Origin of the sequence: Nonomuraea sp. NPDC049504, assembly GCF_040676845.1 — a bacterium.
GTDB classification, from domain to species: domain Bacteria; phylum Actinomycetota; class Actinomycetes; order Streptosporangiales; family Streptosporangiaceae; genus Nonomuraea; species Nonomuraea salmonea.
The window spans coordinates 122,197-143,940 of the sequence record NZ_JBFAPT010000010.1 but is presented as its reverse complement, the minus strand read 5'-3'; the positions used below and the strand labels follow the sequence as shown (position 1 = coordinate 143,940).

The window sequence follows — 21,744 nt, the reverse complement described above, 5'->3', positions numbered from 1 at the left end:
CTCCGTTCAGTGGGTGAGGGCGCGGGCGCAGGCGCCGAGCCCGATCTCGCTGGACGCCTTGACGAACACCACGTCCCCCGGCCGCAGCAGCTCAGTGGCCAGGGCGGCGGCCTCGGCGGGGTCGGCGACGGTGTGGACGTGCACGCCGCGGGATGCCGCGGCCTCCGCCATGGCGTGCGGGTCGCCCGCGCCGACCGCGATCAGCACGTCGAAGCCGAGCAGCGTGACGAGCGCGCCCACGTCGGCGTGCCGGGCGCGGGAGGCGTCCGCCTGCTGCCCCATGGCGCCGAGCACGGCGACGGTACGGCGGTCGCCGGCCAGGGCCCGGACCGCCCGCAGCCCGGCCCGCATGGACTCGGGGTTGGCGTTGTAGGCGTCGTCCACGACGGTGACACCGTCGGGCCGTTCGACGATCTCCAGCCGGCCGGCCGAGCGGCGGCGGGCGGCGGTCAGGCCGTCGGCGATCTCGGCGGCGTCCAGGCCGAGCGCGGTGGCGACGGCGGCGGCCGCCAGGGCGTTGGCGACCTGGTGCGCGCCGATGAGGTCCAGCTGGACCGGGGCCCGGCCGGTCGGGGTGATCAGGTCGAAAGCGGCACGTGCCCGCCCGTCCAGCCGCACGTGCTCGGCCCGCACCTCGGCCTGCGGCGCGCGCCCGTACAGCAGGATCGGCGCACGGGTACGACCCGCCATGCCCAGCACGTACGGATCGTCGGCGTTGAGCAGCGCGCACCCGTCGGCGGGCAGCGCCTCGACCAGCTCGCCCTTGGCCGCGGCCACGTCGGCGAGCCCGCCGCCCATGCGCTCCACGTGCGCGGCCCCGACGTTCAGCACCAGCCCGAGCCCGGGCGGCGCGATGCCGGTCAGATAGGTCAGATCGCCCTTCCTGCTCGCCCCCATCTCCAGCACCAGGTAGCGGGTGCCGGCGTCGGCGCGCAGCACGGTGAGCGGCAGCCCCAGCTCGTTGTTGAACGACCGGTCGGTGGCCACGGTCGGCCCGTGCCGTTCGAGCACCTGGGCCAGCAGGTCCTTGGTCGTGGTCTTGCCGACGGACCCGGTCAGGCCGATCACCGCCGGGCGGAGCCGCCGGAGCACGTGCCCGGCCAGCCGCCCGAGCGCGAGCTGGACGTCCTCGACGACCAGCGCGGGCACCCCGACGGGTCGCGCGGCGAGCACCGCGACGGCGCCGCCCGCGACGGCGGCACCGGCGAAGTCGTGCCCGTCCACGTGGGCGCCGGCCGTGGCGGCGAACAGCCCGCCCCGCCGCACCTCGCGGGAGTCCACCGCAGCGGGACCCGACACCACCGTCCCGGGGCGGGCCACGTCGTGCAGGCGCGCGCCGACGACCTCGGCGATCTCGCGCAGCGTCATGGGGATCACGCGCGGCTCCGCGCGAAGGCGAGGTCGATGAGGCGGCGCAGCATCTCCGGGTACGGGACACCGCTCGCCTCCCAGCACCTGGCGTACACGGACCGCGCGGTGAAGCCCGGCATCGTGTTGATCTCGCCGACGTACAGGCGGCCCGTCGCCTCCTCGTAGAGGAAGTCGACCCGGGCCAGCCCGTAGCCGCCGATCGCGCGGTAGGCGCGCAGGGACAGCTCGCGCATGTCGCCCGCGATCCGGTCGGGCAGGACGGCGGGGATGGCGGCGATCTCGGACCGGCCGAGGTACTTGGCCTCGTAGTCGAGCCAGTCGCCGGGCACGAGCAGCTCGCCGGGCACCGAGACGTCCGGCTCGTCGTGGCCGCCGAGCACGCCGCACACGAACTCCCGCGCGCTCACGCCCTGCTCGACGACCACCACCCGGTCGTGGGTGAGCGCCAGCTCCACGCCGGCGCGCAGCTCGTCCACGGAGGTGACGCGGGAGATGCCGATGGAGGAGCCCATGTTGGCCGGTTTGACGTACATCGGCCAGTCGAGCGGCTTCACCAGCGCCCACGGGTCGGTGGTGGCGCGCCACTCGCGGGCGGAGAACCACACGGACGAGGTGACCGGCACGTCCTCCGCGACGAACGCGCGCCGCATCGCGACCTTGTCCATCGCGACGGCCGAGGCCAGCACGCCGCACCCCACGTACGGCAGGCCGAGCGCCTCCAGGTGCCCCTGGACGACGCCGTCCTCCCCGTACGGGCCGTGCAGCACGGGGAAGACCACGTCCACCACGTCGCGCCGCAGCTCCACCGGCCACCGGCCGCGCCGGTCGATGATGACCGGGACAGGCTTGTAAAGGTCGGCGGGCAAGGCGTCGAGCACGGCCTGAGCCGACTGCAGCGACACCTCGTGCTCGGCGGACGGCCCGCCTCCCAAGACGGCCACGCGTACGCGTTCTGTCACGATCCATCAGCCTTCCTGCAGTGATTCGGAGCCGGCCCGGGGGCGGCTCCGAATCACTGTGGTGCGGCGATGTCCGCGCGCCGTCAGCGCGATGTCATGATCGTGTCACGGCGTCAGGACGGGTCGTCGAGCAGCAGCGGCAGCTCGCTCCAGCCGTGCGCGATGAACGACGGCACGTGCGGCGCCTCACCGCTCGGCTCGGCCAGGCGCAGGTGGGGGAAACGGGCGAACAGGGCGGGCAGCGCGGTGAGCGCCTCCTGCCTGGCCAGCGGCGCGCCGATGCAGCGGTGCACGCCGACGCCGAAGGCCAGGTGCTCCGCCTGGTCCCGGGCGACGTCGAACCGGTCGGCGTCCTCACCGTGCTGGGCGGGGTCGTGGTTGGCCGCCAGGTACGTGGTGATGATGGCGTCGCCGGCCGGGATCCGCGTACCGGCGATCTCGATGTCCTCGATCGCGAACCGCAGCGGCAGGTTGGCGATGGACGGCGCCCAGCGCAGCGTCTCCTCCACCGCCGCCTCCCACGTGATCTCCCCGGCCAGCACCCGGCGGAGCTGCTCGGGGTGGGTCAGCAGGGCGTGCACCGCGTTGCCGATCAGGTTGACGGTGGTCTCGTGCCCGGCGGCGATGAGCAGCAGCAGCGTGTCGCGCAGCTCGTCGTCGCTGAGCCGGTCGCCCTGGTCGCGGGCCTCGATCAGCTCCGTGGTGAGGTCGTCGCCGGGGTGCTCGCGCTTGTAGGCGACCAGCGCGGGCAGGACGGTGGCGATGCGCTGCAGGTTGGCCGCCGTCGCCTCGGGCGTGGCCGTGGTGTCCATGACCGCTTCCATGATCTCGGCCATGTCGGTCCGCATGTGCTCGGGCACCCCGAACAGCTCGCAGATCACCCGCATCGGCAGCGGATGCGCGTACGCCGACCGCAGGTCGACCGGCTGCCCTGGAGGCGTGGCGGCCATGTCGTCGAGCAGTTCGGCGATGATGCGCTCGATGACGGGCTGCAGCGCCTTGCTGCGGCGGGCGGTGAAGCTCGGCGCGATGAGCTTGCGCAGCCTGCGGTGATCGGCGCCGTACGTGCTGAGCATGTTGCGCACGCCGATCCAGCCCGCGATCCACATCCACTCGGGCCGGCCGCCGACCTCCTCCCACAGCCGCCAGTGCTGCTTGTCCTTGCTGACCAGCGGATTGAGCACGAGCTCCTTGAGCAGGTCGTGCCGGGTCACCGCCCAGGCGGGGATGCCGCCGGCGAGCTCTACGAGGACCAGGGGGCCGAGGTCGCGTAGTCGGCGGGACTCGCCGGGAAGGTCGGTTCCGAAGGGGTCGAGGGCGACGCGCTCTGCGCTGACCAAGGGGACTCTCCAGGCTGGTCGGGGCGGATGGGGGTGAAACTGACCGGAAGGGTGGCCAGCGAGCGGATGAACGGCCCCGGCCGCCACTCGAGCTCCTCGCGCGGCACGTCCAGCTCGAGGTCGCTCAGGTACGAGGTGAGCCGCTCGATGGCGGTCATGGCGATGAGCGTCGCCGGGTCGGAGGCCGGGCAGCGGTGCGCGCCGGCGCCGAAGCCCAGGTAGGAGCCGCCGTCGGAGCGCAGCTCGTCCGGTACGTGGGTCGGCTCGGTGTTCGCCGCGGCGTACGACACCAGGACCAGCTCGGCCGGCTGGATCCAGGTGCCGTGGAAGTCGACCGCCCGCGTGGTGAAGTAGGGGCCGTAGTTGGCCATGGCCGGCTCGGCGCGCAGCGCCTCCATGAGCGCGTCGTACGTGCTGAGCGCGCCGTTGGTCAGCGAGCTGTAGTAGCGGTCGTCGCTGACCATGCGGGAGATCGTGTTGGAGATGAGGCTCGCCATCGGGTCGAAGCCGGCGGCCAGCGTGACGACGAGCGCCTCGATGACCTCCTGCTGGGTCAGCCCGGCGGGGTGGTCGATGAACCACGAGGTCAGGTCGTCGCCGCGGCTGGCGTACTTCGACTCGATCAGCTCGATGATGTAGCGGTAGTAGTTCTCGGAGCCGCGCGCGCCCGCCTCGGGGTCGGCCTCCATCATGTCGTACAGGGCCGAGATGAGCGCGGCGCTGTCGGAGTCGGGGCGGCCGAGCAGCAGGTTGAACACGCGCAGCGGGATCGGCCTGGCGAACTCGTGCACCAGGTCGGCCGAGCCCTTGGCGGCGAAGCCGCGGATCAGCGAGTCGGAGACCTCGATCACCATGTCGCGCAGCTTGTGCGGCTGGATCATGCTGTAGCAGTCGATCACCACCCGGCGGTAGCGGGCGTGGTCGGCGCCGTCGGAGAACAGCACGTTGTCGCGGTGGGCGAGCATGCCGAGCGCGGCCGCCGCGCCGGGCGTGTCCGGCAGCCTGACCTGCCACGGGCGCGAGTCCTTGCTCCACGCGCCGTCGGCATTGGTCAGCACGTCGAGCGCGGCCTGGTAGCTGATCACCAGGTGCGCCTGGATGCCGGGGGCGATCTCCACGGGCGCGACGGCCCCGTGCCGCTCCCGCAGCCGCGCGTAGACCGCCTGCGGGTCGTTGGTGAACTCGGGCCCGTACAGCTTGCCCGCGTCGGGCAGATAACGCAGGGTCATGTCGACATCAGTTCCTTGATGTGTTCCACCAGCGCGATGAGGGAGGCGCGGGCGGAGACGGGGTCGCGGGCGTCGCACACCAGCAGCGGCGTGCGCGGGTCGAGGTCCAGGGCCTGCCGCAGCGCCTCGGCCGGGTACTCGGGCGAGTCGGGGAAGTGGTTGACGGCGACCGCGTACCGGATTCCGGCGTTCTCGACCAGGTCGAGCACGGCGAAGCTGTCGTCGATGCGGCGGGTGTCGGCGAGCACCAGCACGCCGAGCGCGCCGCGCGCCAGCTCCTCCCACAGCACCTGGAAGCGGGTCTGCCCGGGAGCGCCGAACAGGTACAGCACCACGCCGGGCAGGGTGAGCCGGCCGAAGTCGATCGCGGTGGTGGTGGTGGTCTTCTCGTTGACGCCGGTGAGGTCGTCGACCAGCGTGCCCGCCTGGGTGAGGACCTCTTCGGTGTTGAGGGGCTCGATCTCCGACAGGGCGCTGACCATGGTCGTCTTGCCCACGCCGAAGGGTCCGGCGATGATCAGCTTGACCGGGATGTGGTCGGCGCTGATCCGGCTATCAGAGAGCGCGGAGGCCACTGAGTACCAACTCCAAGATTTCTATGTCGGGTCCGTCCGCGCGCGGCGGATCCCGGGTCAGCAGCGTGCCGGAGGCCGCCAGCCCCGCCACCAGCAGCCGTACCACGCAGTACGGCAGGCCCAGGTGCGCCGCGCACTCATAGACGGACAGCGGGCCCTCCTCCAGGAGGTTCACCAGGTGAGAGCCCGGTGGGTCCAGCGCGCCGTGGACCGCCTCGGGGGCGACGTAGACGAGGGTCGTCCGTTCGACGCTGATGTGTTCTGGCACGGCCAGCTTGGCGGCGGCCATGAAGTCGGGGACGACACGCCGCCGCTGCCGTCCGGAGGTCATGCCGGGGCTTCCGGCGTCCTGGCGGCGCTGGCGTCGTTGAGCGCCTTGATGAGCTTCTGCACCTGGAGCTGCACCTCGTACGCGAGTGACCCGATCTGGACGGCGCCGGTGGCGGCCACGACGATGGCGGCGCGGTCACCGGCGGGAGCGAGGTAGTAGTAGCCGGTGCCCGCGGAGATGACGATGTCCACGACCTCGCCGTCGGCGCCGTTGCTGAGCCCCTCGCACAGGGCGCGGGCGGCTCCCAGCACCGAGCTCGTCATCGCGGCCGTACGCTCTCCCGCCTCGACGCTCACGTTGGCGGAACCGCCGAGGATGAGCCCGTCGCGGCTCAGCACCACGCCGCTGGTGACGCCGGGCAGCGCGAGGAGCGGTGACAGGACCCAGGAGACGTCGAGCGTCAGCGGCCGGCGGCGCGGGCGGGGGGTGGCGGCGGGGGTGTGGTCCATGGAGGGTTCAGTTCCCTTCGGTCGCGTCGTCGTGCTGAGACGGCAGCGCTTCGCGGCGGCCCGCTTCTGCGCCCGTCTGGAAGTCGCCCCACCGCTTCTGGGCCTCCTCGGGGGTGGTGAGCGGGGTGGTGGCGGGGCCCGTGGGGGCGCGCCGCGGCGTCTGGCGGCGGCGCTGCGGCAGCCCTGGCAGGCCGTCGATCCCGGTGTCCGAGAGGGCCGCCGGGCCGGTGCCCGGGTCGGTGCCCGGGTCGGTGGGCGCGTCCGTCAGGGAGGCCGTGCGCACCGGCCGCGGCTCGGGCGGCTCGGCCGCACGCATGGGGCGCGGCTCGGGCGGCTCGGGCGCGCGCATGGGGCGCGGGGCGATCGCGGCGGGCACCGGCGCCGCCTCGGGCAGGCGCTGCTGGTACGGCGACGTCGCGACGACGGCCCTGACCGGCTCGGGCGCGAGCACGGACGGGCGGGTGTTCTCCGGCATCTCCACCAGCAGTCCCGCGGGGACGCTCACCACGGCCTGGACGCCGCCGTAGGCGCTCTTCTTCACCGTGACCTGCATGCCGTACTGCGCGACCTGCCGGCCGATGGCGGCCCACCCGGTGTGGGGCGGGTTGCCGAGGTCGACCAGGCGTACGGAGTGCCGGCCGCTGAGCAGCCGCCCGGCGCGGGCGTACTGTTCCTCGTTGAGGCCGACGCCGGCGTCGTCGATGACGATGGCCGCGCCGGTGTTGGTCTCGTGGAGGGCGATGGTCACCTTGAGCGTGCCGTGGGAGTGGTGGACGGCGTTGGCGAGCAGCTCGGAGGTGACGAACAGGATCGGCTCGGCGGCCCTGGCGGCCACGCCGACGCGGCGGCGCAGGTGGTTGGCGGGCCCGTCGATGCGCTGGTCGAAGTTCTCGACGCGGGCGACGGCGCCGACCACGAGGTCGACGAGGTAGGTGTCGTCGCGCGACAGCCCGGCGGTGGCGCCACAGGCGATGCCGGTGGCCTGGGCGCGGCGGATGATGAGTTCGTTGAACATGTCGAGGCCGAGCACCTCGCGCAGCAGGTCGGTGTGCTCGTCGCCGCTGTAGCGCTGCTGGACGGACGACAGCAGGTCCTGGGCGCGCAGGGCCTGGGTCTGCACGCGCGACATCGCGCCGCGCACGATCGCCTGGGCGGCCTCGTCGATGCGTACGGACTCCTCGCGCACCGCGCTGGAGATCGCGTCGAGCACGGCGAGGTGCTGGCGGTCGATGTCGGTGCCGGCCAGCTTCGCGTTCTGCAGCCCTGGCACGGTGACGTGGGAGGCGCGCAGGTGGGAGACCAGGGCGGGGATGCGGGTGGTCAGCAGGTGGTCGGTCTCGGCGCGGGCGAGGTCGTGCTGGGCGCGCAGCTCGCGGGCCTCCTCGGCGGCCTCGCGGGCCTGCCGTTCGACCTCGCGGGCCTGCCGTTCGACCTCACGGGCCTGGTGCTCGGCCTCACGAGCCTGATGCTCGGCCTCCCTGGCCTTGTGCTCGGCCTCCCTGATCTGGCGTTCGGCCTCTCTGGCCTGGTGTTCGGCCTGCCGCAGGCGCTGCTCCCACTGGCCGCCCTCGCGGGACAGGCGTTCGTGCGCGCGCCGGGTTTCGGTCAGCTGCGCGCGGGTCTGCGCGAGCTCACGGCCGGCGCGGTTTCGGTAGATCAGCACGGCGGCGAGAGCGATGGCGACGACGCCTGCCACTATCGCGACGCTGACAAAATCTGACGGCATGACAGTCCTGAGCTAGGAGGAAAGGGCGAACCGGCGCCGTTCGCCCACCCAGTATTCCGGGGAGACCAAGATAGTCAAATAGCGTGGACGGCACTCATGAATGCCCATAAATGCCCTTAAAACGGGATGAAAAGGGCTTGGTAGCGTTCCCATGATCACGTTCCGTGACCGTTTCCGGGCTTACCGGCCTGACCTGCGGATATATCAAACCTGGCCCATTGGCCCGTAAGAACCTAATCTCCTGAAATGGCGACCCGGATCCCCTTCGCCAGCCATCTCGTGGATGAACGTCACTCCATCTTCACGTTGCGTAGTTGTTCGGGTCCTCGATGGAACAGGGCCGCGCCGAGCGAAGTCGTCGACGCCCTCAAGACTCTCGACCCGAACCTCGGCCCGGACCTCGGCCCGGACCTCGGCCCGGACCTCGGCACGACCCGTTCGCTCCATGTCGAACAGGATGCTCTTCGTGCCGAGCGGCAACCGGGACCTGCCACTCCCACCCACGAAGTGCATCGCTTAGAGTATTGGAACAGTAACGGTCAGCTATGGAGGTGGTCATGGCCGTACCGCGTCACGTGGCCTGCGTGATGGATGGGAACGGCCGCTGGGCCGAGCAGCGCTCGCTGCCGCGCACCGCGGGTCACGAGGCCGCCGAGGCCGCCGTCATGGACGTCATCGAGGCGGCCCGCGCCGCCGGCGTCACCTGGCTCAGCCTGTACGCCTTCTCCACCGAGAACTGGCGGCGCCCGGCGGGCGAGATCGACATCCTCATGCGGCTCGTGCGCCGCGCCATCCGCAAGCACGCGCCCGCGCTGCACACCCGCGGCATCCGCTGCCGCTTCCTCGGCATGAGCGACCCGCGCATCCCAGCCCCGCTGGTCCGCGACATCACCGACCTGATGACGCTCACCCGTGACAACACCCGCATGACGCTGACCGTCGCCTTCGACCACGGCGGCCGCCGCGACATCGTGCAGGCCGCCCGCTCGCTGATCAGGTCCGCGACACCCGCCGACGAGGTCACCGAGGCCGGCTTCGCCGCCCACCTGCCCTATCCCGACACCCCCGACGTCGATCTCGTCATCCGCACCTCGGGCGAGCAGCGCATCTCCAACTTCATGCTCTGGCAGGTCGCCTACGCCGAGTGGGTGTTCCCCCAGGTGCTCTGGCCCGACTTCCGCGCCGCCCACTTCGCCGAATGCCTCGACGCCTACCTGCGGCGCCGGCGCCGCTTCGGCGACGTCCACCCCACCACCGTCACAGGAAAGGGCCTTCGTTGAGCCACACCGACCCGCAGCAGGACGTCTTCGGCCCCGACTCGCTCCTGCGCCCCGTGACCTCCGAGGCGCGCTGGGGGCTCGCGGTGACCAGGGCCACCCTGCTGGAGGCCGCCCATCCGCAGATCGGCGCGGCGCTGATGGAGAACTCCACGTTCCTGACGCATCCGTGGCGGCGGCTGCGCAACACCGTCACGAGCGCGCGGCGGCTGCTCGACCCCGACCCGCGCGTACGCGACCGCGAGGCGGCCCGGCTCAACCGCCTGCACTCCCGCATGTCCGGCACCGACGCCCAGGGCCGCCCCTACGACGCGACCGATCCCGAGGCGCGCGCGTGGGTGGTGGCCACCCTGTTCGACTCGACGGTGACGATGTGCCGGCTGAGCGGCGACGCGCTCGGCGCCGACGCGATGCGCCGCCTCTACGACGAACACCGTACGTTCCTCGCGCTGATGGAGGGCACCGCCGACCACCTGCCCGCGACGCTGCCCGAGTTCTGGCCCTACTTCGACGACATCGTCGAGCACCGCCTGGAGAACAACGAGGCGGTCGGCGTCATCCTCTACCGGCTCTTCGCGAACGTGCCCGCTCCTCCCGTGCTGCGCGCCCACCCGGCGTTGTGGACGGCGGGCCGGGCCGTGGCGAGCCCGCTGGCCACGGCGATCACCATCGCCTCGCTCCCCGAGGCGTTCAGCAGGCGGGTCGCGCTGCCCGACCTGCCGGGCGCCCGCACGCTCATGCAGAGCGCCTACCTGGGCGCCGCCCTCGCCACCCGCCACCTGCCGGAGAGCTGGACGCGGGTGGACTTCTTCATGAACCTCCTGGACGGCCAGGGCGAAGCCCCGTTGGAGACCGTACGCAGGCAGGCCCGCAAGGCCGCGGCCCTCGTACGCCTGCTCACCCCTGCCGGCGACGACGAGGGCGAGCAGGTGACCCGCTCGGCCGACCGGTTCTTCACCGAGGTGCTCGACCAGACCGGCGACGGCTGCCTGCGCTGGCCCGACCTGGCCGCCATGGCGCGCGAGATCGCCACCCGGCTCGACCTCGGCGGGCAGGAGGAGGAGCGGCTGTTCCAGGCGTACGCCGCGTGGTGGTCCGAGCTGCAGGCCGCGCTCGACCGCGACGGCGACGGGCGGGTCACCCGCGAGGAGTACGCCGCCGCGGCGGCCCGCCTGCCCGGCACCGGCCTCATCAGGATCGCCGACGTGCTGTTCGACGTCACCGACACCGACGACGACGAGAAGATCGACGCCGGCGAATACCGCGACCTGTTCCGCACGGCCTTCCACCGCGACCTGGCGGGCAGCGGCGACGCCTACTCGCGCAGCGCGTTCGTCCGGCAGTTCGTCTCCTTCATGTCCGGTCAGCAGCACTCCAGCGCCTACACCTCGCTGTTCACGTCCGGATAGAGTCGCGCGCCGGTTTCGTCCCGATCAGCCCGGCCGCCCCTGAGGACGTCGGTGACAAGCCCGGCGCCTGGTACCCGCGCGACCCTCCAGCCGTAGGCGTAGCGAGGCCGTCAATATCCGCGCCATAGCCGTATGAATCCCGTCAAGAACGGCGAAACACCCATATTTCCGACGTTTGCTTGATCTGCGCCGCTCATCCAGGGGCGGCGCTCTGATCATCCGAGCTGAGGAGTGGGGATGGCCGACGTCATCTTCGTCGCCATGACGATCGCGATCTTCGCGGTCTTCGGGCTGGTCGTACGGGCGGTGGAGCGGCTGTGAGCGCCGTCGACGCCACCGGCCTCATCGTGGCCGGCGCCCTGGTGGTCTTCATGGTCGCGGCCCTGCTGTTCCCGGAGCGCTTCTGATGGCCGCCACGCTCTTCGCCGGCTCCCTGATCGCCGCGCTGGCGCTGGCCTGGAAGCCGCTCGGCGACCACATGTACCGCGTCTACGCGACGTCCCGGCACACCGCGGCCGAGCGCGGCGTCTACCGCCTGCTGGGGGTCCGCGCGGACGCCGAGCAGAGCTGGCCCGTCTACGCCCGCGCCCTGCTGGCGTTCTCGCTGGTCTCGGTCCTCGTCGTGTACGGCATGCAGCGCCTGCAGGACCGGCTGCCGCTGAGCCTCGGCATGGAACCGGTGACCGGCCACATCGCCTGGAACACCGCGATCAGCTTCGTCACCAACACCAACTGGCAGGCGTACGCCGGCGAGTCCACCATGGGACACCTGACGCAGATGGCCGCGCTGGCCGTGCAGAACTTCGTCTCGGCCGCGGCCGGCATGGCGGTCGCGGTCGCCCTGGTACGCGGCTTCGCCCGCCGGGAGTCGGCCACGATCGGCAACTTCTGGGTGGACCTGGTCCGCGGCACGCTGCGCATCCTGCTGCCGCTCGCCTTCGCCGGCGCGCTGGTGCTGGTGGCGGGCGGCGTGGTGCAGAACCTCTCCGGCGTCCAGCACGTGACGACCCTGACCGGCGGCACGCAGGCCATCACCGGCGGGCCTGTCGCCTCCCAGGAGGCCATCAAGGAGCTGGGCACCAACGGCGGCGGCTTCTACAACGCGAACTCGGCCCACCCGTTCGAGAACGCGACGAGCTGGACGAACTGGTTCGAGATCGTCCTGATCCTGGTGATCCCGTTCGCGCTCACCCGTACCTTCGGCCGCCTGGTGGGCCAGGTCAGGCAGGGGTATGCGATCCTGGCGGTGATGGGGGTGCTCGCGGTGGCGAGCGTGCTGCTCACCAACGTCTTCGAGCTGTCCGGCGCCGCCACCGTGCCGCAGGCGGCCGGCGCCGCGATGGAGGGCAAGGAGCTGCGCTTCGGCGTTTCAGGCTCGGCCACGTTCGCCGCCGCCACCACGCTCACGAGCACCGGCGCGGTGAACTCCTTCCACGACTCCTTCACCCCGTTCGGCGGCATGATGACGCTCCTGAACATGATGCTGGGCGAGGTCGCGCCCGGCGGGGTCGGCGCGGGCCTGTACGGCATGCTCGTGCTGGCCGTCATCACGGTGTTCGTCGCCGGGCTGCTGGTCGGGCGCACCCCGGAATACCTCGGCAAGCGGATCGGCGCCCGCGAGATCAAGCTGGCCTCGCTGTACTTCCTGGTCATGCCGGTGCTGGTGCTGTCCGGCAGCGCCGCCGCGCTGGGCTCGGGCGAGGGGCGAGCGGGCATGCTGAACGCCGGCCCGCACGGCCTGTCCGAGGTCCTGTACGCCTTCACCAGCGCCTCGAACAACAACGGCTCCGCCTTCGCCGGCCTCACGGCCGGCACCCCCTGGTACGACGTGGCGCTCGGCCTGTGCATGGCCTTCGGCCGTTTCCTGCCGATCGTCCTGGTGCTGGCCCTGGCCGGGTCGCTGGCCGCGCAGGCGCCCGTCCCCGAGGGCGCGGGCACGCTGCCGACGCACCGGCCGCTGTTCGTGGGCCTGCTCATCGGCGTCACCGTGATCCTGGTCGCCCTCACCTTCCTCCCTGCCCTCGCGCTCGGGCCCCTCGCAGAAGGGCTGTCCTGACATGCCAACCTCTGTGCTGAAGGGCGGCCTGCTCGACCCCCGTCAGCTGGCCGCCGCGCTGCCGGACGCGCTGCGCAAGCTCAACCCGGTCACGCTGTGGCGCAACCCGGTGATGTTCGTCGTCGAAGCCGGCGCGGCTCTCACCACCATCCTCGCCGTCGCCGATCCTTCGTTCCTCGCCTGGGCGATCGTGGTGTGGCTGTGGCTGACCGTGCTCTTCGCCAACCTGGCGGAGGCGGTCGCCGAGGGCCGCGGCAAGGCGCAGGCGGCCACGCTGCGCCAGGCCAAGGCCGGCACCCGGGCCCGCCGGCTGCGCAGCCCGCACGACCCCGGCACCTGGGACGTCGTCCCGGCCGCCGAGCTGCGGCCCGGCGACCACGTGATCGTCGAGGCCAGCGAGGTCGTCCCCGGCGACGGCGACGTCGTCGAGGGCATCGCCAGCGTGGACGAGTCCGCCATCACCGGCGAGTCCGCCCCGGTCATCCGCGAGTCGGGCGGCGACCGCTCCGCCGTGACCGGCGGCACGAAGGTGCTGTCCGACCGCATCATCGTGCGGATCACCCAGAAGCCCGGCGAGAGCTTCATCGACCGGATGATCGCGCTGGTCGAGGGCGCGAACCGGCAGAAGACGCCGAACGAGATCGCGCTCAACATCCTCCTGGCCGCGCTGACGATCATCTTCCTCGTCACCACCGTCACCCTGCAGCCGGCGGCCGTCTACTCCGTCGCCGCCAACCCCGGCGTCCCCGGCTCCCTCGCCATCGGCCGCGACGGCGTCACCGGCGTCGTGCTGGTGTCGCTGCTGGTCTGCCTGATCCCGACCACGATCGGCGCGCTGCTGTCGGCCATCGGCATCGCCGGCATGGACCGCCTCGTGCAGCGCAACGTGCTCGCGATGTCGGGCCGCGCGGTCGAGGCGGCCGGCGACGTGTCCACGCTGCTGCTGGACAAGACCGGCACCATCACGCTCGGCAACCGGCAGGCCGCCGCGTTCGTCCCGGTGGACGGGGCCGGCGAGACCGAGCTGGCCGAGGCGGCGCAGCTGTCCAGCCTGGCCGACGAGACCCCCGAGGGCCGCTCGATCGTGGTGTTCGCCAAGCGGCGCCACGGCCTGCGCGAGCGCCCTCCGGGCGAGCTCGCGCACGCGACCTGGGTGCCGTTCACCGCCCATACCCGCATGTCCGGCGTCGACGTGGACGGCCGCCAGGTGCGCAAGGGCGCCGCCGCCGCGGTGCTGGCGTGGGTGCGCGAGACGGGCGGCCGCCCGTCCGGCGAGGTCGGGCAGGTCGTGGACGGCATCTCCGCCTCCGGCGGCACCCCGCTGGTGGTCGCGGAGGCCGGCCGCGTGCTCGGCGTGATCCACCTCAAGGACGTCGTCAAGGAGGGCATGGGGGAACGCTTCGCCGAACTGCGCCGCATGGGCATCCGCACCATCATGATCACCGGCGACAACCCGCTGACCGCCGCGGCCATCGCCGATGAAGCCGGCGTGGACGACTTCCTCTCCGAGGCCACCCCCGAGGACAAGCTCGCCCTCATCAAGGCGGAACAGCAGGGCGGCCGCCTGGTCGCGATGACCGGCGACGGCACCAACGACGCCCCCGCCCTGGCCCAGTCAGACGTCGGCGTCGCCATGAACACCGGCACCTCCGCCGCCAAGGAGGCCGGGAACATGGTGGACCTCGACTCCGACCCGACCAAGCTCATCGAGATCGTCGAGATCGGCAAGCAGCTGCTCATCACGCGGGGCGCGCTCACCACGTTCTCGATCGCCAACGACCTCGCCAAATACTTCGCGATCATTCCGGCCATGTTCGCCGCGGTCTACCCCGGTCTCGACGCGCTCAACGTCATGCGCCTGTCCAGCCCGCAGTCCGCGATCCTGGCCGCGGTGATCTTCAATGCGCTCGTCATCGTCGCGCTGATCCCGCTGGCGCTCAGAGGCGTCAGATACCGGCCGTCCAGCGCGTCCAAGCTGCTCAGCCGCAATCTGTACGTCTACGGCCTCGGCGGCGTCGTCGCGCCGTTCTTCGGCATCAAGGCCATCGACCTGCTCGTCAGCCTCCTTCCAGGGATGGGTTAAATGGAACGTATGCCCAGCTGGGTTCGCCGGCACGTGGCCGCGCTGAGAGCGGTGGCCGTTCTCAGCGCGCTGCTCGGCGTCGTCTATCCGCTGGCCGTCACCGGCGTCGCGCAGGCGCTGTTCCACGGCCGCGCCAACGGCTCGATCGTCACCGCGCACGGCAGGGCCGTCGGCAGCGCGCTCATCGGCCAGTCCTTCACCGGCGCCGGCGGTGAGCCGATCCGCGCGTACTTCCAGTCCCGCCCGTCGGCGACCGGCTACGACCCGGCCGCGAGCGGCGCCTCCAACCTGGGGCCCGAGGACGTCGTGGACGCGGGCAGGCCGTCGCTGCTGACCCTGGTCTGCGCCCGGTCCAAGGCGGTGGGCGAGCTGGAGGGGGTCAGCGGCGCGCGTCCGTACTGCACGGCGGACGGGGTCGGCGCGGTGCTCAAGGTGTTCCCCGGCCGGGTGGTGAGCGTCAACCAGGTCTGTCCGGCCGTCCCGTTCGTGCGCACGTACCAGGGGGTGACGGTGGAGTGCGCCAGGAGGGGCGAGGACTACGCGGCCGGACGTACCGTCCCCGTCCGCGGTGACGTGACCGCCGTGCGGGTGCCGGCCGACGCGGTGACGGCGAGCGGCTCCGGCCTGGACCCGCACATCTCCGTCGCCTACGCCGAGCTTCAGGCGCCCCGCGTCGCCAGAGCGCGCGGGCTCCGCCTTGCCGAGGTCGAACAGCTCATCAGGCGGCACACCATCGGCCGGGCGCTGGGCTTCATGGGCGAGCCCGCCGTGAACGTGCTCGCGCTCAACCTCGCCCTCGACGGGAGGTGACATGAGGGGACGGCTGCGCATCTACCTCGGGGCGGCGCCCGGGGTCGGCAAGACGTACGCGATGCTCGGCGAGGGCCGCCGCGCGCGCGAGCGCGGCAGGGACGTGGTCGTGGGCCTGGTCGAGACCCACGGCAGGCCCCGTACCGCCGCCCTGCTGGAAGGGCTGGAGGTCGTCCCGCGCAGGCGTGTCGTCCACCGCGGCGCCACCTTCACCGAGCTGGACGTGGCCGCCGTGATCGCGCGCCGGCCGGCGGTGGCGCTCATCGACGAGCTGGCCCACACCAACGTGCCCGGCTCGAAGAACGTCAAGCGCTGGCAGGACATCGACAAGCTCCTGGACGCCGGCATCGACGTCGTCTCCACCGTGAACATCCAGCACCTGGAGTCGGTCAACGACGTCGTCCAGGAGATCACCGGCGTGCCGCAGCGCGAGACAGTGCCGGACGAGGTGGTGCGCCGCGCCGACCAGATCGAGCTGGTCGACATGTCGCCGGAGGCACTGCGCCGCCGCATGGCGCACGGCAATGTGTACGCGCCCGAGAAGGTCAGCGCCGCCATGGCGAACTACTTCCGCGTCGGCAACCTCACCGCGCTGCGCGAGCTGGCGCTGCTGTGGGTGGCGGGCAAGGTGGACGAGCAGCTCGACCGCTACCGCGCCGACCACGGCATCGAGGGCACCTGGGAGACCCGCGAACGCGTCGTGGTCGCCCTCACCGGCGGCCCCGAGGGTGACACGCTCGTCCGCAGAGCCGCCCGCATCGCGGCCCGCACCAAGGGCGCCGACCTGCTGGCCGTCCACGTCACCAGTTCCGACGGGCTGGCCGGCGCCGACCCGGCGAACCTGGCCAGGCAGCGCACGCTGGTCGAGGACATGGGCGGCAGCTACCACCAGGTCGTCGGCGACGACGTCCCCCGCGCGCTGCTCGACTTCGCGCGCGGCGTCAACGCCACCCAGCTCGTCCTGGGCGCCTCCCGCAGAGGACGGTTCGCGCAGATCCTCTCGCGCGGCGTCGGCGTGGAGACGACCTCGCTGTCCGGCTCCATCGACGTGCACCTGGTGCCTCACGAGGAGGCCAAGAAGGGCCGCAGGCGGCCGGAGCGTGCCCGCGCCGCGCTCACCCGTACGCGCCGGCTGGCCGGATGGGCCGTGGCGCTGGCCGGGATGCCCGCGCTGACCGCCGCCCTGTCGCCGTTCCGCGGCGTGCTCTCGCTACCCAGCGAGATCCTGCTGTTCCTTTGCCTCGTCGTCGGCGTCGCCCTCGTCGGCGGCATGTGGCCGGCGATCGTCACCGCCGTCGGCGGCTCGCTCCTGCTCAACTGGTTCTTCACCTCGCCCACCGGGCGGATCACCATCGCCGCGCCGGAGAACCTGTTCGCCCTGGTGGTGTTCGTCCTGGTCGCGGCGGCCGTCAGCACGATCGTGGACCTGGCGGCCCGGCGCACCCGGCAGGCCGCACGCGCGGGCGCGGACGCCGAGGTGCTGTCCGCACTGGCCGGTCACGTGCTGCGCGGCGAGGCAGCGCTGTCCTCGCTCCTCGGACGGCTGCGCGAGACCTTCGGGCTCGACGCGGTCACCCTGCTCGAACGTGCCGGCGACCGGCAGGACCCCGGTGCCTGGCGCATCGTCGCCACCTCGGGCGCCGCCCCCTGCACTGCGCCCGCCATGGCCGACACCGACGTCGCCGTCGGGGAGGACCTGGTCCTCGCCGCCCGCGGCCGGCTGCTGGACGCCAGCGACAGGCGGGTGCTGGAGGCATTCGCCGCCGAGGCCGCCGTCGCGCTGCGCCAGGAACGCCTCCAGGAGGCGGCGGAACGGGCCGAGCCGCTGGCCGCTGCCGACAAGATGCGCACCGCCCTGCTGGCCGCCGTCAGCCACGACCTGCGCACCCCGCTCGCCGCCGCCAAGGCCGCCGTCGAGAGCCTGCGCAACGACGAGGTCGCCTGGACGCCCCAGGACCGCGACGAGCTGCTCGCCACCGCCGACGAGTCCCTGACCCGGCTGCACCGGCTGGTGGAGAACCTGCTCGACATGAGCCGTCTGCAGGCCGGCGTCCTCGGGTTGTCGCTGCAACCCGTCGCGCTCGAGGAGGTCGTGCCCCGCGCCGTGGACGACCTCGGCGCCCTGCGCGACCGCATCGAGGGCGACCTCGCCGCCGACCTGCCCGACATCGTGGCCGACCCCGCCCTGCTGGAGCGGGTGCTGGTCAACCTGATGGCCAACGCCGTACGCCACAGCCCGCCCGAGCACAAGGTGCTCATCACCGGAAGCAGGCACGACGACAAGGTGGAGATCCGGGTGATCGACCGCGGCCCCGGCATCCCGCGCGCCGACCGCGAGCGCGTCTTCCTGGCCTTTCAGCGACTCGGCGACCGCGACAACGACACCGGCGTCGGCCTCGGGCTCGCGCTGTCGCGCGGCCTGACCGAGGCCATGGGCGGCGCCCTCACCCCGGAGGAGACGCCGGGAGGAGGGCTGACGATGATGGTGAGCATGCCCGTCCACGACGCGGTGGAGCCGTCATGACCAAGATCCTCGTCGTCGACGACGAGCCGCAGATCCTGCGCGCCCTGCGCATCAACCTGGTCGCCCGCCACTACGAGGTCGAGGTCGCCGCCGACGGCTCATCGGCGCTGCGCCAGGCCGCCCGATGGCACCCCGACCTCGTCATCCTCGACCTCGGGCTGCCCGACATCGACGGCACGGACGTCATCCACGGCCTGCGCGGCTGGACCCGCGTGCCCATCGTCGTGCTGTCGGGCCGCGCCGACAACCAGGACAAGATCGACGCCCTGGACGCCGGAGCCGACGACTACGTGACCAAGCCGTTCAGCATCGAGGAGCTCTTGGCCCGCATCCGCGCCGTCTCCCGCCGCGCCGCGGTCCACGACGCCGCCCAGGACGCCGAGCCGGTCACCGTCCGCATCGGCGAGCACGTCGTCGACCTGGCCGGCAAGACCGTCTCCGGCGGGCTCCGGCTCACCCCCACCGAATGGCACATCCTGGAGATCCTGCTGCGCAATCCCGGCAAGCTCATCTCGCAGCGCTACCTGCTCACCGAGGTCTGGGGCGGCCAGGCCGTCAAGGAGACCCACTATCTGCGCCAGTACATGGCCCAGCTGCGCAAGAAACTCGAACCCGACCCCGCCCACCCCCGCCATCTCATCACCGAACCCGGCATGGGCTACCGCTACACCCCGTCGGCTTCTCGGCCGTGAACGACCGAGCTCGCGGCTCCTCACCGTCGACGGCTTCGACGGTCCGGTCCGCGTCAGGCAGCGTGACTCACTGCCCAGCCGCAGTGCGAGCACTGCTGTGAGGTGTGGACCGTGTCGCGGAAGGCTCAAGGCATAGCTGAAACTCCACACTGTTGGCGGCAATGGCATCGCCGGGGCCCCAGGACTGCAGGATCCCCTTACTGAACCCGGAGCCATCACCGCACAGGGCGCCGGTCTGCCACCGGCGCGAAAGGGGCCACCGTTAATGTTGGACGTTCATCGGACAGTTTGGGAGTTGGGTATGCGTGCTCTTCAGATCGACCGCTTTGGAGATCTCGATGTGTTGGCGCTGGTCAACGTACCGGAACCGCAACCGGCCGATGGCGAGGTGCTGGTGCGGGTCATCGCCTCGGCCATCAACCCGGTCGATGACAAGACGAGGGAAGGGGCCATCGGTGAGGGCACGCCACCGTTGCCGATGACGCTGGGCTGGGAACTGGCGGGGATCGTCGTCAACCCGGGCACGAGCGGGCTGTCCGTCGGCGAGCGGGTGTTCGGCATGTCGCATCAGCTGGCGACCGGGCGGGGGTCATGGGCCGACCTCGTCGTCATCCCGGCTGCCTCCATCGCCCAGGCGCCCACGTCGGTCAGCCTCGTCGAGGCGGCGACCCTGCCCCTGCCGGGACTGACCGCGTTGCAGACCATGGACTGGCTGCGGGTCGGCCAGGGAGACAAGTTGCTGGTGGCAGGCGCGGCAGGAGCCGTCGGCGGACTGGCAGTGCAACTCGCGTGTGCTCGCGGAGCGCAGGTGGACGCGCTGGTGTCCAGACAGGCGCACATCAAGGTGGTACAGGAGCTGGGAGCCGACCACATCACCGCCGACAGGACCACCCTGCCGGTGGGCGGCTACGACGCCGTCTTCGACACCTTCGGCGCCTTCGTCACCGACGCCGTGGCCGATGGCGGCAGGTACGCCTCGATCGCCACCCAAGCCGGGCCCGTACCCGACCTGTCGCATCGTCGGGTGCGCACCACGGTCAACCAGGTACGCGAAGACGGCCGCGGGCTCGCCGAACTTGCCGCAGCCGTGGACGGCGGGCGACTGAAGATCCGGGTAGACGCGCAATACGCCATGCAGAACGTGAAAGCCGCGCACGAGCATTTCCAGCGGGGGAGCTTGAAGGGCAAGGTCGCGCTGATCTTCTGAACGGGCCGTCCCGGGAAACGATCAACCTCAAGGCGGGAAGCGATCTCCTCCACCTGCGTCTGGCCGTTTCTGGTGCCAGGAGGTAGGGCTTTGACGATGGAGCGAGGTCATCCGCGAGCTGGCTCCATCATCACGCTCAACCGTGGGCGGGCAGGCCGCCGACGGCGCTGAGGGTGGTGCCGTTGACGTAGCTGGCGGACGGGGAGGCGAGGAAGGCGACGGCCGCGGCGATCTCCCCGGCGTCCGCGAGGCGTCCCAGGGCGACCGACCGTCCCGCGGCTTCGAAGGCGTCGCCGAACGCGGCCGTCCCCTCCGTGCGAGTGGGACCGGCCGCGACGGCGTTGACCCGGACGCCCGCCGGGCCGTACTCCGCCGCCCAGGTCCTGGTGAGGGATTCCAGGGCGGCCTTGGTGGCGCCGTAGACGCCGGTGCCGTGGCCGGGGGTGGTGGCGGCGCCGCTGCTGACGTTGACGATCGCGCCGTGCCCGCGCTTCGCCATGGCGGGGGCCAGGGCCTGCACGAGCAGGTAGGGGGCGCGCAGGTTGACCTCGACGTGCGTGTCGAAGGTCGTCTGGTCGGTGTCGGCGGTGTGGGCGAAGTGGAACACGCCGGCGTTGTTGACGAGGATGTCGACGTCCCCGGCGCGTTCGGCCAGCGCCGTCACCTCGGCCGGCCGGGTGAGGTCGGCGGGTTCGAAGCGGGCCGAGCCGCCCGCCTCCTCGATCCGGCGCAGCGTGGCCTCCGCACGCTCGCGGTCGCGGCCGTGCACGATGACGCGGGCGCCGCGCCCGGCCAGGGCCAGGGCGGTGGCGCGGCCGATGCCCGCGGTGGCTCCGGTGATCAGCGCTGTCCGGCCGGCGAGGTCGGCGGCTCCGGTGACCGGTGCGGTGGGGCCGGCGAGGTCCTTGTTCACTGTGGCTTCCTGTCGGTAGGGGTTGCTCAGTGACCAGGGTCGGGGCGGCGGCGCGTGGTCCGCAAAGCCGTTTGCCGCATCGGCAAAGCGCTAGGGGCGGCAGCTGATCTCCATGCCGTCCTCCACGGGGAAGGCGACGGAGACGTAGCCGTGCGCGGGGTCGCGGACGTAGGCGAGATAGTCGGCCATGCTCGCGAACGTGATGTCGTCCGCAACCACGAGCGCCCCCGGGGCCAGGCGGTCTTCGAGCAGCCGCAGCACCGGCAGGCACAGCTCCTTCCAGCCGTCGAGCAGCAGCAGGCCGATCGGTCCCGGCACCTCGGCCAGCGTCTCGAAGGCGTCGCCGGGCAGGATCGTCACGTGCTCGGCCAGCCCCGCCTGCTCCAGGTTGGCGCGGGCGGCCTTGACCTTGACGTCGCTGAGCTCGGTCGTCCAGACGTGGCCCGTGCCGTTGTCGGCGACCGCGGCCGCCAGGTGGAGGGTGGAGATGGCGTACGAGGTGCCGAACTCGACGATCGTCTCGGGGCGGCCGTTGCGCGCCAGCGCGTACAGCAGCCGGCCGCCCGCCCTGGAGATCGGCATGTACTCCCCCGCCAGCGCGTCGGCACGCTGCCGCGCGGTCGCCTCGGCGTACGGGATGTCGAGCGGCCAGGGGGCGGGGTCGGCCTCTTCGCGGTCGGCCGCAGTGAAGAGGCGGTCGAGGAGTCGCGCGGTTTCGGGCTTCGTCAAGGTGTTCATGGCGCCTACCGTAGACTCACCGTTGCGTCTAGACAACCTGCTAAGGTCGGACGCG

The 21,744-nt window shown here is 72.0% G+C and carries 19 protein-coding genes; 9 read left to right on the top strand and 10 right to left on the bottom strand.

What is annotated here, in order from left to right; genetic code table 11:
* Window positions 1–6: 6 nt before the first annotated feature.
* The 8 genes from murF to AB0K28_RS20585 form a co-directional block, all read right to left on the bottom strand.
* Window positions 7–1,368: a UDP-N-acetylmuramoyl-tripeptide--D-alanyl-D-alanine ligase gene (gene murF / locus AB0K28_RS20620; RefSeq protein ID WP_364372547.1), complete on the bottom strand. Its 1,362-nt coding sequence runs from the start codon at window positions 1,366–1,368 to the stop codon at window positions 7–9.
* A gap of 5 nt (window positions 1,369–1,373) precedes the next feature.
* Window positions 1,374–2,330, bottom strand: coding sequence for a D-alanine--D-alanine ligase family protein (locus AB0K28_RS20615; protein WP_364372204.1), 957 nt, complete (start codon window positions 2,328–2,330; stop codon window positions 1,374–1,376).
* Between the two features lie 113 nt (window positions 2,331–2,443).
* Complete coding sequence (locus AB0K28_RS20610) at window positions 2,444–3,670, bottom strand: cytochrome P450 (protein WP_345405375.1); 1,227 nt, start codon at window positions 3,668–3,670, stop codon at window positions 2,444–2,446.
* Window positions 3,574–4,899, bottom strand: coding sequence for a cytochrome P450 (locus tag AB0K28_RS20605; protein WP_364372201.1), 1,326 nt, complete (start codon window positions 4,897–4,899; stop codon window positions 3,574–3,576). The genes AB0K28_RS20610 and AB0K28_RS20605 overlap by 97 nt, the downstream gene beginning before the upstream one ends.
* Window positions 4,896–5,474 carry an ATP/GTP-binding protein gene (locus tag AB0K28_RS20600; RefSeq protein WP_345405368.1) on the bottom strand — a complete coding sequence of 193 codons (579 nt, stop codon included), beginning with the start codon at window positions 5,472–5,474 and terminating at the stop codon, window positions 4,896–4,898. Before AB0K28_RS20600 ends, AB0K28_RS20605 begins: the two co-directional genes overlap by 4 nt.
* Window positions 5,455–5,805 carry a DUF742 domain-containing protein gene (locus AB0K28_RS20595; RefSeq protein ID WP_364372198.1) on the bottom strand — a complete coding sequence of 117 codons (351 nt, stop codon included), beginning with the start codon at window positions 5,803–5,805 and terminating at the stop codon, window positions 5,455–5,457. The genes AB0K28_RS20600 and AB0K28_RS20595 overlap by 20 nt, the downstream gene beginning before the upstream one ends.
* Window positions 5,802–6,254 (bottom strand): roadblock/LC7 domain-containing protein, encoded by a 453-nt coding sequence (locus AB0K28_RS20590; RefSeq protein ID WP_345405362.1) that lies wholly within the window; start codon window positions 6,252–6,254, stop codon window positions 5,802–5,804. Before AB0K28_RS20590 ends, AB0K28_RS20595 begins: the two co-directional genes overlap by 4 nt.
* Window positions 6,255–6,261: 7 nt before the next feature.
* Window positions 6,262–7,950, bottom strand: a complete 1,689-nt coding sequence (locus AB0K28_RS20585; RefSeq protein ID WP_364372194.1) for a hypothetical protein — start codon at window positions 7,948–7,950, stop codon at window positions 6,262–6,264.
* A gap of 587 nt (window positions 7,951–8,537) precedes the next feature.
* Between AB0K28_RS20585 and uppS the strand changes: the two genes are divergently transcribed.
* The 9 genes from uppS (at window position 8,538) to AB0K28_RS20540 (ending at window position 20,038) form a co-directional block, all read left to right on the top strand.
* Complete coding sequence (uppS, locus tag AB0K28_RS20580) at window positions 8,538–9,260, top strand: polyprenyl diphosphate synthase (protein ID WP_364372191.1); 723 nt, start codon at window positions 8,538–8,540, stop codon at window positions 9,258–9,260.
* Window positions 9,257–10,666, top strand: a complete 1,410-nt coding sequence (locus tag AB0K28_RS20575; RefSeq protein WP_364372188.1) for an oxygenase MpaB family protein — start codon at window positions 9,257–9,259, stop codon at window positions 10,664–10,666. Before uppS ends, AB0K28_RS20575 begins: the two co-directional genes overlap by 4 nt.
* Before the next feature lie 317 nt (window positions 10,667–10,983).
* Window positions 10,984–11,073 carry a potassium-transporting ATPase subunit F gene (locus AB0K28_RS20570; protein ID WP_364372185.1) on the top strand — a complete coding sequence of 30 codons (90 nt, stop codon included), beginning with the start codon at window positions 10,984–10,986 and terminating at the stop codon, window positions 11,071–11,073.
* Window positions 11,073–12,722: a potassium-transporting ATPase subunit KdpA gene (kdpA, locus tag AB0K28_RS20565; protein WP_364372182.1), complete on the top strand. Its 1,650-nt coding sequence runs from the start codon at window positions 11,073–11,075 to the stop codon at window positions 12,720–12,722. The genes AB0K28_RS20570 and kdpA overlap by 1 nt, the downstream gene beginning before the upstream one ends.
* A 1-nt stretch (window position 12,723) precedes the next feature.
* Window positions 12,724–14,805 carry a potassium-transporting ATPase subunit KdpB gene (gene kdpB, locus AB0K28_RS20560; protein ID WP_364372179.1) on the top strand — a complete coding sequence of 694 codons (2,082 nt, stop codon included), beginning with the start codon at window positions 12,724–12,726 and terminating at the stop codon, window positions 14,803–14,805.
* Window positions 14,806–15,615, top strand: a complete 810-nt coding sequence (locus tag AB0K28_RS20555; protein WP_345405347.1) for a potassium-transporting ATPase subunit C — start codon at window positions 14,806–14,808, stop codon at window positions 15,613–15,615. It begins immediately after the preceding gene.
* A 1-nt stretch (window position 15,616) separates the two neighbouring features.
* A complete protein-coding gene (locus AB0K28_RS20550) occupies window positions 15,617–18,139 on the top strand; it encodes a DUF4118 domain-containing protein (protein ID WP_364372176.1) in 2,523 nt (840 codons plus the stop codon).
* Window positions 18,136–18,831 (top strand): response regulator, encoded by a 696-nt coding sequence (locus tag AB0K28_RS20545; RefSeq protein ID WP_364372174.1) that lies wholly within the window; start codon window positions 18,136–18,138, stop codon window positions 18,829–18,831. The genes AB0K28_RS20550 and AB0K28_RS20545 overlap by 4 nt, the downstream gene beginning before the upstream one ends.
* Window positions 18,832–19,132: 301 nt before the next feature.
* Window positions 19,133–20,038 (top strand): NADP-dependent oxidoreductase, encoded by a 906-nt coding sequence (locus AB0K28_RS20540; RefSeq protein ID WP_364372172.1) that lies wholly within the window; start codon window positions 19,133–19,135, stop codon window positions 20,036–20,038.
* A gap of 136 nt (window positions 20,039–20,174) precedes the next feature.
* On the opposite strand, the gene AB0K28_RS20535 is transcribed toward AB0K28_RS20540, so the two are convergent.
* Together AB0K28_RS20535 and AB0K28_RS20530 are read right to left on the bottom strand one after the other, a co-directional pair.
* Entirely contained in the window at window positions 20,175–20,951 is a 777-nt protein-coding gene (locus AB0K28_RS20535; protein ID WP_364372170.1) for an SDR family oxidoreductase, read from the bottom strand.
* A 90-nt stretch (window positions 20,952–21,041) separates the two neighbouring features.
* Window positions 21,042–21,689: a class I SAM-dependent methyltransferase gene (locus tag AB0K28_RS20530; protein ID WP_364372168.1), complete on the bottom strand. Its 648-nt coding sequence runs from the start codon at window positions 21,687–21,689 to the stop codon at window positions 21,042–21,044.
* Between the last annotated feature and the right edge of the window lie 55 nt (window positions 21,690–21,744).